Source organism: Gelidibacter sp. (assembly GCF_039916245.1).
Classification (GTDB): Bacteria; Bacteroidota; Bacteroidia; order Flavobacteriales; family Flavobacteriaceae; genus Gelidibacter.
The window spans coordinates 1-12460 of the sequence record NZ_JBDSLS010000048.1; the positions used below are offsets into that span (position 1 = coordinate 1).

Consider the following 12460-nt stretch of genomic DNA (forward strand, 5'->3'; position numbering starts at 1 on the left):
AAAAATCCTTAGAATCTTAAAGGCAAATGGAAACTTGCATTATCAAATCGCCATTAGGTTTCACCAAAATTGTTGGTGACGAAGACGGTATTGCTTCCATTTCCATTTTGGATTCTGAAGAAAAAGAAACCGACATCATTGCTTTAGAACTTGAAGATTGCGCCCGGCAACTCAACGAATATTTTGAAGGGATAAGGACACAATTCGACCTTCAATTAAATCCAGAAGGCACTGAATTTCAGAAGAACGTTTGGAACTTACTCCAAACCATTCCTTACGGAAAAACCATATCCTATTTACAACTTTCCCAGCAACTCGGCGATGTCAAAGCCATAAGAGCTGTCGCAAATGCTAACGGCCGAAATCCCTTATGGATTGTGGTTCCTTGTCATCGCGTTATTGGTAGTGATGGAAGCCTTACAGGATATGCCGGAGGATTACAGCGTAAACAATGGCTATTGGAGCATGAAAGTCCTTATAAACAGCAACGTTTGTTTTAAACATAGCGACAGACCTCACAGGTTTTTAAAACCTGTGAGGTCTTGCATCCAACTTGCAAGTTAATTCCCTATATTTAATCCACTAAACACCAACCTTATGAAATTTCTTCAAAAATTCCTTAAATGGATCCTTGTTTTACTTGTGCTGACTGTAGCCGTTTTGTACATCACAGACACTGATTATTTGTTAAAAGCAGCGAGATCCATCTATCTCAAAGGTCACACTACGGCTTTTTTAGAAGATTTTAAAGAATTTGATAATGAAGTAGTTGCGAACGGAACAGCGCAACCTTGGCCAAACCACGTCCATTACAACTCCGTGACAGAAACCGAAACGCTCCAAAAAATCAATAAGGATTTAGGAACAATCGCCTATGTCATCATCAAAAATGATAGTATCTGGTTTGAGAATTATTATGAAGGATTTGGCGAAAACTCAAAATCAAACTCGTTCTCCATGGCTAAAAGTTATGTGTCAGGATTGATGCAAAAAGCCATAGAAGAAGGTCACATCAAAGGATTGGATCAACTCGTAGGCGATTACTTTCCTGAATTTAGTGAAGGGAGAGCTGCAAAAATGACCATTGGTGATCTGTCGTCCATGAGTTCTGGCACCGATTGGAAAGAGGCTTATTATTCCCCATTATCGATTACGACGCGTGCGTATTTTGATGACGACCTCGCCAAAGTAATTCTAGGTTTAAAAATGGAAGCTGATCCTGGTCAAAAATATAAATACTCCAGTGGCGACACCCAATTGTTGGCAATGGTCATTGAAAAAGCTACAGGCAAAAAACTATATGATTATCTATCAGAATCCTTTTGGAAACCTTTGGGAAGCGAAAATTCCACCCTTTGGCAAGTGGACAGTAAAGCCCATGATTTGGTCAAAGCCTTTTGCTGTATCGCCAGTAATGCGAAGGATTTTGCGCGATATGGCAAGCTATTCAAGGATCATGGCAAATGGAATGGCAAACAAATTATAGATTCTGCATTTGTGGCAAAATCGGTAACACCACGTTTCCCTGAAAGTCCACAATATGGTTATGGCTGGTGGCTGATTCAAGATTATAAGGGAAAAGACTTTTTTATGATGCGGGGCCATTTAGGTCAATATGTGATTGTGCAACCAGATGACAATATGATCATTGTGCGTTTGGGCAACCGTTCCTTAAAGGTTGATGAATCTGAAGATCCTTTTAACGCAGACATTTATACATTTATTGATGAAGCGTATGTGATGACCTCACAGAATTAGATACTAAAAATAAAAGAATTCTTATTTCGAATAAAAATATATAGGTATTAATTAATAAGATTCCTGCCTTCGCAGGAAGTGAGCATGATCAACAAACTCAATCTTGAAGACATTTTGTTCCTGGACATCGAAACCGTTCCGGAAACACGTCATTATTCAGAATTAGACCAAACAAAACAGGAGCTTTGGGATCTCAAATCAAAATATCAACGCGCGGAAGTTTCGGCAGAAGAGTTTTACGAACGCGCAGGAATCTGGGCAGAGTTTGGAAAAATCGTCTGTATTTCGGTGGGCTATTTTAAATTCCAAGAAGATGTCCGAACCTTTAGAGTTACTTCCTTTTATGGTGAAGAAATTCAAATATTAAAAGATTTTAATCATCTTATTTTATCACATTTCAGCCAAAACAAACATTTATTATGTGCCCATAATGGGAAGGAATTCGACTTTCCCTATATCGCAAGACGCATGATCATCCATAATATCGAATTACCTTATAAATTGAATCTCTTCGGAAAAAAGCCTTGGGAAGTTCCGCATCTCGATACCTTGGAACTTTGGAAGTTTGGCGATTATAAAAACTTTACCTCTCTAAAACTATTGACAAACGTACTTGGGATTCCTTCACCTAAAGATGATATCGATGGTAGTGAGGTTTGTCGTGTATATTATGAAGAAAATGATCTTGACCGCATCGTCATCTATTGCGAAAAGGACACAATTGCGGTGGCGCAAATCTTCTTAAGATTGCGAGGCGATGCGATTTTGGAGAAAAGTGAAATCGTTCATATTTAGCAATACCCAAGGCCATCAGCTTAGGGGTCGATTTCGCTAACTAACCTGATTACAGAACGACCTTAATAATCTTAATCCTTAATGGTTCAAAATAAAAAAATAAGCCATTAAGATAAAAGCTTAGATATATAAAACTATTCCGGTATAAATTAACTTGATGCCACGCATAAATTGTAGTACTTACCAAGAATATTCCTTGATCTTTAACTAACTTCTGAAAGATTTGAGACTTCTTTTTAAAAAGTACCCTTTTATCTCAACAAAAAAAGTTCAGACCTAAATCTGAACTTACTTTTAAAAATAACATGAATTAGCCTTCTGTTATAATTTCAATTCCCTTATAATTTCTAAGTAAACCCAGAAATGAATTTTTTAATTGTTTGCCGTTATTAACCTCTTAAAATCTAGTTTTTCTCAAGGCAGATAACGCAAAATCTCACAAAACACATGAAGTTAAAACATCAATACGACTCGTATCAAATATATTTTATTCATGAATTTTGATTGATCGCTAAATGAATTATAAAATTCAAGGTAAAGTTATTAAAATTTTAACAAATACATAATTTTACTACATCGATTTCGTGTTCATACCGAAAATAATTTTAGCTTTGGAAATAACTCTTGTCGTTTAATGCAAAAGACTAGCAGCTTAGAATATTTTAGGAATGTCGTTTCCCTTCGGAATATAGGGGTAGAAGGTGTGCATTGCCACATCTTTATGCAGCATGAATAAAGTTGAATTAGAATACTTTTAAGGCATCTCCTGAGATTTCAGCATTCAAAATAGTTTCCTAAATAAGAATAAACTCACAAAAAAAATTCATGCTTTACCTTGGGGCTCTGGTTAGAGCATGAATATTTTTTTCGTGAGCATTAAGATTCCTTTAAGTAATCTGAATGTTTTTTGAAAAGACTGAAATAATTTGTTTTCAAAAAAAGTAGGTCTTGGTAGATTTGGGGCACTGTTCATAAGTCAAAAGTTATGGTAGATTTGGGGCTAATCACAAGTTAGGTTTATGGTAATATTTGGGACAAAAAAAGTTACGATTTTATTAAAGTTAATAAATAGGTTATTTTTATTGCGTTTCGTAAATATCTAATATTTTTTTCACAAATCAGTCAAAACACATTATTATTCGACAAAATACATATAATTTTAACATTTTATCCATGTTATAGAGATAATTCCTACAAGTGATCTTCTTGTGATAATTGAGTGAAATTGTAACGAATTTCTCTGAATAAAAAAAGCCAACAATACACAAATCGTTCTCTCAACGGACTCGTGTATTGCCGACTAATAAAGTTTAAAATATAACTTCTATAAGACCATTTCTGGGATATCTCCTTCTACAATCAACTTCCCTTCGGTCGCTTTTATAATCTCTTCTACCGAAATTCCTGGAGCTCGCTCCAACAATTTAAACCCTTGATCGGTTATTTCCAAAACAGCCAAGTTGGTCACTATTTTTTTCACACAGCCCACACCTGTCAAGGGCAAGGAACATTTTTTGAGTAATTTGGATTCTCCTGCTTTATTGGTATGCATCATGGCCACTATGATATTTTGTGCACTTGCTACTAAATCCATGGCACCGCCCATACCTTTTACCATCACGCCAGGAATCTTCCAATTGGCAATATCGCCTTCTTCAGAAACTTCCATGGCTCCTAAAATAGTCAGATCGACGTGCTGTCCTCTAATCATAGAGAAACTCATGGCCGAATCAAAAAAACTGGCACCTGGTAAAGTCGTAATTGTCTGTTTTCCGGCATTAATCAAATCGGCATCTTCTTCTCCCTCAAAAGGGAAAGGTCCCATGCCCAAAACGCCATTTTCGCTTTGAAACTCCACTTCTATCCCATCTCTTACGTAATTAGCAACCAAAGTTGGAATACCGATCCCAAGATTGACATAATAGCCATCCTGAACTTCTTGTGCGATGCGTTTTGCGATTCCTATTTTATCTAACATTTCTTTATAGTTATTTCATCCTCGCGAAGGCGGGGATCTCATCAATTTATACTTTTATCTCCATTTTATATATTCTGAGCACAGTTTCAAGCTACTTCCTTAACTGCACGTGAAAGAGTTTTGACGTTGTCAAAATTCAAACACTTACGCCCTTTTTCGAACCGTCAATTGTTCAATGCGTTTTTCATAGTTTTCCCCCTGAAAAATACGTTGGACAAATATGCCAGGAATATGGATTTGATTAGGATCTAAACTTCCAACAGGAACCAGTTCCTCCACCTCAGCAACGGTAATTTTTGCGGCGCCACACATGGATGGATTAAAGTTTCGCGCCGTGCCTTTAAAGATCAAATTGCCGGCAGCATCGCCCTTCCAGGCTTTAACGAAAGCAAAATCGGCTTTAAAAGCTTCTTCCATGACATACATTTTCCCATTGAATTTGCGGACCTCTTTACCTTCGGCAACTTCAGTTCCGTAACCTGCTGGTGTAAAAAAGGCCGGGAAGCCCGATTGGGCAGCTCTACAGCGTTCCACAAGTGTTCCTTGTGGCACGAGCTCCACATGCAGTTCCCCACTCAGCATTTGACGTTCAAATTCCTGGTTTTCTCCCACATATGAGGAAATCATTTTTTTGATCTGGCGCTTGTGCAGTAACAAGCCCAAACCAAAATCGTCGACCCCAGCATTATTGGAAATACAGGTCAAGCCTTTTACGTTCATCTTGACGAGATTATTGATTGCGTTTTCAGGAATACCGCAAAGTCCAAAGCCACCGACCATAAGGGTCATATCGTCCTTAACATCGTACATGGCTTCTGTAACGCTGGCTACTTTTTTATTAATCATGAATACTTTTTTTAGGAGTTTGAAAATTACGAAATATAAAAACCAATCTAAAATGATTTGAGTTTTAAGAGGGTGTGACTTAAATGAAATTGAATTTTTTTTATTTCTTTGAATGTATCTGAAAAGACGAGAACGACAAAAAAGTTTCAATTCTAAATTCATAAATCCTTATTACAATACTTTTATAACCTTATAAAAAATTGATGCTTCAAACAAGATGATTCTGCTGGGTTTATTTAAAATCTCAACTAATTTAATATCAATTATAATGAATTAAAAAGCCCATTCAAAATGAAAAAATCATTCTGAATGGGCTTTTTAGCTATAGGATATAAATTAAAACTAGAAATCTAATCGGTCATCAAAGCCATCTGAATCAGACGAGTCAAAATCGTTTCTCCTATTACAATCTACATTTATGGTAAGATTGGCAGGACGTTCAAACTCTGCGGTGGAAACATCAAGGGATTTATCGGCATAGCACTTCTTCATATATAGTCCCCAAATTGGCAGGGCCATAGTCGCGCCTTGACCGTAAGCGATACTTTTAAAATGTGTGGCACGCTCCTCGCCGCCAACCCAAACGCCAGTGACCAAATTCGGCACCATCCCCATAAACCAGCCATCACTTTGGTTTTGTGTGGTTCCTGTTTTACCAGCAATGGGGTTTGTAAAGGCATAAGGATAGCCGGTCATGACTTCCTTATAAACATTATTATATTTATCAGCACCAACTGTCCTTAAACGCGCTCCTGACCCTCCCTGTGTAACACCTTCCAGTAAATTGGTCGTTACATAGGCGACCTCCTCACTCAACACATCTTTTGATTCGGGTGTTACTTGGTAAAGAATCGTTCCGTTTTTATCTTCAATGCGCAGGACCATCACCGGTTCGTTATATACACCCTTATTTGCAAAGGTTGCATACGCCGCGACCATTTCATAAACGCTTAAATCTGGAGTTCCTAGCGCAATTGCAGGTACTGCAGGCATATCGGATTCAATTCCCAAATTTTTTGCCATATCAATAACAGGTTGAGGACCTACTTGATCCATCAAGCGCGCCGTAATGGTATTAATTGATTCGGCTAAGGCTCTCTTTAAAGTTTTAAATCCTCCATATTTACGATCAGAGTTCTCAGGACTCCATGGCAACGGATTTCCAAATTTGCCAGCTTCGATCGTTATTCTTGTATTTGGAAGGGTATCACAAGGCGATAAATGCAATTGATCAATAGCCGTCGCATACACAAAAGGCTTAAAAGTAGAACCTACCTGACGCTTCCCTTGTTTAACGTGGTCATATTGAAAATGTCGGTAATTGATACCGCCTACCCAAGCCTTAACATGGCCCGTTTGTGGATCCATGGACATCATCCCCGCATGCAAAAATGTTTTATAATAGCGCATGGAATCCGCTGGTTTCATGATCGTATCGATTTCCCCTTTCCATGAGAACACAGTCATTGGCGTTGGTTTATCAAAAGAGGCAATAATCTCATTATCACTTTTACCATTGGCCTTCATCACTCGCCAGCGCTCAGACTGACGCATACTTCTGTTAAGTAAACTTGTAATTTCTTCCGGCTTTAAATCTAAAAACGGTGCGGTTTTATTGCGGTCTGGTGTATTTTGATGGAAAAATTCTTTCTGCAATTGCGCCATATGTTCGTGAACAGCATCTTCAGCATATTGTTGCATTCGGGAATCAATCGTCGTATAAATTTTTAAACCATCATCATACAAACTGTAAAGTCCTGTACCGTCTGGTTTTGGATTATTTTTGATCCAATCTTTCATAAAATCAGTAAGATAGGCTCTGAAATAAGTTGCTAATCCATCGCGATGGGATTCTGGTTTGTAACGCAGTCCCAAATCCAATTTCTTAAGGGAATCACCAACATTTGAAGTAATATAATTGTACTTCTCCATTTGGTTCAGAACGACGTTGCGTCGATTTCGAGTACCTTCTGGATTACGAGTAGGTCTCGGATTATAAAGCGACGAGTTTTTAAACATTCCTACCAACATTGCCGCTTCCTTGATATCCAAATTTTTTGGTTCCTTATCAAAATAAATTCTAGCTGCACTTCGAATACCGTCCGCATTGTTTCCAAAATCATAGATATTGAAATACATCGCTATAATTTCTTCTTTGGTGTATTGACGTTCCAAGCGGATGGCAATGATCCATTCTTTCGCTTTTTGTGCAATTCTATCCATGATGTTTCTTGAGCCTTCACCATGAAATAGCTGCTTTGCCAATTGCTGTGAAATCGTACTCGCACCTCCGCCGCCACCTAATTTTACTATTGCTCTTAAGGTACCTCTAACGTCAATCCCCGAATGCTCCCTAAAACGCGCATCTTCGGTAGCGATCAAAGCCTCGACCAAATGATCGGGCAACTCGGTAAAGTCTACTGGAGTACGGTTATCATTATGGTAAATTTTTGCCAACAGTTCGCCATCTGAAGAGATGATTTCGGTAGCAAGATTTGTAGAAGGATTCTCTAAACGTGTATGGTCGGGCATTTCACCAAAAACTCCCCAAGACGCTAATAAAAAGAACAATGCAAGGAGCGATAAACCGCCTATGATGGTGATCCAAAACCACCTGATATATTTGGAAAAATTTTGAGTTTCTGCTTTCTTTTTTGCCATAATTTAAATTAATTCTTTGTTGGTTCTATTCTAAATCCAACGTCGGTAATTCCTTGTAGGTTATCAACGCCATTGACCTCACCATTATTACGCATGGCGTGTTGAATAGTAATACTATAGTCGCCAATTTCGTCAAACCTAACGCCTTCCTTATACCACAATTTATTTTCCTTAATATCGGTAAATCCTTCGCCCATGAGTTCGCCATTCGGTTTTGCCATTTGGTACTCTAAAGTATCGGTAATGGTTTTTCCGTTAGGGAAATTCATTTCTGCAATCAAAAACAGATTATTGAATTTATAAGCGTTGGTGTTTCTGATGTTAATGAACAGATTATAAAGATTGGTGGAATCTGGTGGTGTTACGGTAAAGGAAATTAAGCTATCCTTGTTCCATTGATTTGGCACGGATTTGTACTCGTCAAAAATTTGTTTGGAATCACAGCTAAACACCAAAATCACAGTGGTTAACAGCATCCAAGAAAATTTACTTGGCATCGTTAGGGTTTGATTTTTTCGGGTTTGGCTTTCTTCTTTTTTTCTGAGCAGTTTTCTCCACAGGTTTTGCCTGTGCGACTGGTTGATCAATCTTTTGCTGCGGTTGTCCCGTTTTTTTAGTTTTGCTCTTGGTGTTTTTACGTTTGGTTTTGCGTTTTGGACTATCAAAACGTGTTAAACTATCTTGACCAACCACATTACCGAAATCAGATTTGACGTCTTCAACATGCTCTGCAGCATATTCTTCAAGACTGGCCACCTTTTGTTTGTTCTTATTTAAAGCAATGATTTCGTTAGCCTGATCGGTAGTCAATTTATGCCAATTCATCCATTCGCCTTCATAGGCAAACCACATATGACCTCTAAAAATATCTGTTTTTTGGCATACTGCAGCGCCCTTTTCAGTGTAGAGTTTGATATCTGTTTTCGGGAAATCTTTTAGGGCATCCAAATACGAGTCCAACTCGTAATTGAGACAACATTTCAATTTACCACATTGACCCGCTAACTTTAACGGATTAAGCGATAATTGTTGGTAACGTGCCGCTGATGTACTGACGGATCTGAAATCAGTCAACCAAGTTGAACAGCATAATTCGCGTCCGCAAGATCCAATCCCGCCAAGACGTGCAGCTTCCTGACGGAAACCTACTTGCTTCATTTCAATTCTGGTGCGGAATTCTTTAGCGAACAATTTTATCAATTCCCTAAAGTCAACGCGCTCTTCGGCCGTATAATAAAAAGTAGCTTTACTGCCATCTCCTTGATATTCAATATCAGAAATCTTCATGTGTAATTTCAAGTCAATGGCAAACTGTCGCGCTTTGACCTTCATAGGCTCTTCCTTATCGCGTGCTTCCGACCAAATGTCGATATCCCGTTGGGAGGCTTTACGGTAGATTTTTAAAACGGCTTCTTCATCGTCAATTTTAACGTGTTTACGTTTCATTTGCACTCTCACCAATTCTCCAGTAAGAGTTACCATACCTATATCATGTCCCGATGGCGCTTGAGTAGCAACCACATCGCCAATGCTTAAGGTTAAATTTTCTGTGTTTTTATAATATTCTTTACGTCCATTTTTAAAACGAACTTCGACACCTATAAAAGGCTCTTCGCCTTGCGGGAGAGACATGTTGGCCAACCAATCAAAAACAGTTAATTTATTGCAGCTATCTGTGCCACAAGTACCATTGTTTTTGCATCCTTTTGGTTGTCCACCCTTTCCGGTTGAGCAACTATTACAACTCATATATTTTATGTGTATATCGATTCTGAACCCCTTGAGTTTCAGAAGATAATTAATAAATAACTATTTTTATTTCTGTGATTTCCATATTCATAGGAAATCCAAATCAAAGAAAATACTTTGGAATGTAAAGGTAATATTATTTACGGACTTTAAAATAACCTTTTTTAATTGAATTCTATCTCGTAGTTTAATCTATTTGACATAGATTTTAAATCCCTTTCAGATTTAAATATATTAGACCATAGCACGGTGCTCCATCCAATTTTATTGGAGTAGGAATTGAAACTTTCATTGTTCCAATCGAAACCATTTTTCCAAAATTTTTGGGGAGAAACATAACAAAAAGTGTAATCGAAAATTAAACTTGAAGCATTAGCTCTTTGGTTTTTAGGTATGGAATTTGGTGCTAATAGTGTGATATGATTTTCCTTGCACTGCATTCTAATTTCATGAATTAATTGTGGATAATGGTCTCGAATACTATCTAAATCGAAATCGTTGTATTCGGTATTTCCAATTTTCTGAATGGGACGAATTTGAAGAATATCAAAACTTTCGCCATTAAAATGCTTGAAGAAATCAGCTAATTCATAAAAATTATCCTTGTTGAAGGTGTAGTTGATTCGGACTTTAAAATCGTATTGTTTCTTTAATTTTTCAAAGGCTTTAAATGAATTATGAAACTTCTCGTAACTAGCTTTTTGCATAAAATTCTCATAGCTTTCCTTATGAACGCCATGAAGCGAGAGTGTAAACTCGTTTAAACCGGCCTTCAAAAGCGCTTCAATTTTTTCTTCATCCAATAAATTGGCATTGGTGGTGATGGAAATATAGGGCACCTTATACGTTTTACCCAACTCCACAACTTTCACCAAATCTTTGTATAACGTTGGTTCGGTACCACAGCCAATTTGAAGTTTTAAAGCCCGATTGAATATTGTTTTTGCTACCTGGTTTAATTCATCTTCTCTAAATTGACCTTTTAAGGTTTTTACATAATCGGCATCTGTAAAGTAGCACATTTTACAACGTAAATTACAAGCCAAAACAGGATCTAAATTGACAGCTAAATAGCGTTGGTTAAACTTATGCAACATATAGAGTGCTAGAAATTTAATTCTATGGCTTTTTATTTTTCTATTGAGTTGTAAAAGTTTGTAAATATTCATTTGTTTGATGTGTTAATCAAATAATTTTAACGCTAAAGATTTTGACAAGACCAGCTTTTGAAGCATTCTCTCAAGCTTCCAAAAATAGTATAAGCGTTTGATTTCAACGTAAAAAACATTTTTTTTCCATCCTTTTTTGACATCTGAAACTGGCTTGGCGACATTTCCACACAATAGTTACACCCAATGCATTTATTCCGTTCTAAGCGTCCTGAAGGCCATAGCTTACATAGATCTCTATTTAAGATTTGAGAGTTTCAAAGCTGTCAAAAATATTCCGCAAATCTTGCTTGAACGGTAAATGGCCGGCACGTCCTTTTTTAAAGATATCGTTGCTATTGCCTTGACCTTTACGCATTTCCTTTTGCTCTTCATAGGGCAAGCGATTCACTTCCATACAGGTGCTTGAACAGCAAGCATCCATTTTCTCCTTGCATTCTTCACACTGGATAAAAAGTAAATGGCAGGCGTCATTGGCACAGTTGGTATGCAAATCGGCAGGTGCTCCACATTGGTGGCAATGCGCAATGACATCGTCTGAAATACGCTCTGAACGACGTTCGTCAAACACAAAATTTTTACCGATAAATTTATTCTCTAAGCCTTTTTCTTTGATTTGACGCACATAATTAATGATGCCGCCTTCTAACTGAAACACGTTTTTAAAGCCTTTATGCTTATAATAGGCACTTGCTTTTTCACAACGGATACCGCCCGTACAATACATGACCAAGTTTTTATCTTCTTTATGGTCTTTTAAATCTTCTTCAATAATATCCAAGGATTCTCTAAACGTATCCACATCAGGAGTGACGGCGTTTTTAAAATGGCCGATTTCACTTTCATAATGATTTCTCATATCGACCAAAACGGTATTTTCGTCTTCAATGAGTTCATTAAAACGTTCAGCATCCACATGAACGCCGATATCGGTCACATCAAAAGTGTCATCGTTTAAACCATCGGCGACAATCTTGTCACGCACTTTGATTTTGAGTTTTAAAAACGCGAAATTGTCATGCTCAACGGCAATGTTAAGTCGGACGTTTTCCAAAAAGGAAATGCTATCTAAATGCGCTTTAAAAGCTTCAAATTGATCGGCTGGTAAAGACAATTGGGCATTGATGCCTTCATGGGCCACGTAGATTCTACCCAATACGTCGAGTTCGTTCCAAGCTAGAAATAAGTCATTTCTAAAAATTTTAGGATTGCCAATTTTGGCGTAGGCATAGAAAGAGATGGTCAAACGGTCTTTGCCCGCTTGCTCAATAAGTGCTGCTCTTTCTTTAGCGCTTAAGTTATTGTACAGTTGCATGCTATACTAATTTTTTAAGGTTAAAGTGGGTGCAAAGGTAAGGGAAAAAAGTTTTCAGTCATAGTTTTTCAGAGTTTCTGGTTTCTGGTTTCTGGTTTCTGGTTTCTGGTTTCTGGTTTCTGGTTTCTGGTTTCTGGTTTCTGGTTTCTGGTTTCTGGTTTCTGGTTTCTTGTTTCTGGTTTCTAGTTT

10 protein-coding genes and 1 pseudogene are annotated in these 12460 nt (G+C 37.5%); 3 read left to right on the plus strand and 8 right to left on the minus strand.

The window, feature by feature from the left end; translation table 11 throughout:
• Positions 1-26 precede the first annotated feature (26 nt).
• From ABIQ28_RS02345 to ABIQ28_RS02355, 3 genes are all read left to right on the plus strand, one after another.
• Positions 27-500, plus strand: coding sequence for a methylated-DNA--[protein]-cysteine S-methyltransferase (locus ABIQ28_RS02345; protein WP_348035143.1), 474 nt, complete (start codon positions 27-29; stop codon positions 498-500).
• A gap of 97 nt (positions 501-597) precedes the next feature.
• On the plus strand, positions 598-1758 hold the full coding sequence (locus ABIQ28_RS02350; RefSeq protein WP_348035144.1) for a serine hydrolase: 1161 nt from the start codon (positions 598-600) through the stop codon (positions 1756-1758).
• Between the two features lie 84 nt (positions 1759-1842).
• Complete coding sequence (locus ABIQ28_RS02355; RefSeq protein WP_348035145.1) at positions 1843-2553, plus strand: 3'-5' exonuclease; 711 nt, start codon at positions 1843-1845, stop codon at positions 2551-2553.
• 1324 nt (positions 2554-3877) lie between these two features.
• Here the strand turns inward: ABIQ28_RS02355 and ABIQ28_RS02360 are convergent.
• The 8 genes and pseudogenes from ABIQ28_RS02360 to ABIQ28_RS02395 form a co-directional block, all read right to left on the minus strand.
• A complete protein-coding gene (locus ABIQ28_RS02360; protein WP_348035146.1) occupies positions 3878-4531 on the minus strand; it encodes a CoA transferase subunit B in 654 nt (217 codons plus the stop codon).
• Positions 4532-4675: 144 nt separating this feature from the next.
• On the minus strand, positions 4676-5377 hold the full coding sequence (locus tag ABIQ28_RS02365) for a CoA transferase subunit A (protein WP_348035147.1): 702 nt from the start codon (positions 5375-5377) through the stop codon (positions 4676-4678).
• Positions 5378-5719: 342 nt separating this feature from the next.
• Entirely contained in the window at positions 5720-8038 is a 2319-nt protein-coding gene (locus ABIQ28_RS02370) for a transglycosylase domain-containing protein (RefSeq protein WP_348035148.1), read from the minus strand.
• An 8-nt stretch (positions 8039-8046) separates the two neighbouring features.
• Positions 8047-8535 (minus strand): gliding motility lipoprotein GldH, encoded by a 489-nt coding sequence (locus tag ABIQ28_RS02375; RefSeq protein ID WP_348035149.1) that lies wholly within the window; start codon positions 8533-8535, stop codon positions 8047-8049.
• Entirely contained in the window at positions 8525-9787 is a 1263-nt protein-coding gene (ricT, locus tag ABIQ28_RS02380; protein ID WP_348035150.1) for a regulatory iron-sulfur-containing complex subunit RicT, read from the minus strand. The genes ABIQ28_RS02375 and ricT overlap by 11 nt, the downstream gene beginning before the upstream one ends.
• 164 nt (positions 9788-9951) lie before the next feature.
• Positions 9952-10956, minus strand: a complete 1005-nt coding sequence (locus ABIQ28_RS02385) for a radical SAM protein (RefSeq protein WP_348035151.1) — start codon at positions 10954-10956, stop codon at positions 9952-9954.
• 73 nt (positions 10957-11029) lie between these two features.
• Positions 11030-11204: pseudogene (locus ABIQ28_RS02390) on the minus strand (ferredoxin); the annotation flags it as partial.
• On the minus strand, positions 11198-12271 hold the full coding sequence (locus ABIQ28_RS02395) for a rhodanese-related sulfurtransferase (protein WP_348035152.1): 1074 nt from the start codon (positions 12269-12271) through the stop codon (positions 11198-11200). The gene ABIQ28_RS02395 and the pseudogene ABIQ28_RS02390, both read right to left, overlap by 7 nt.
• Between the last annotated feature and the right edge of the window lie 189 nt (positions 12272-12460).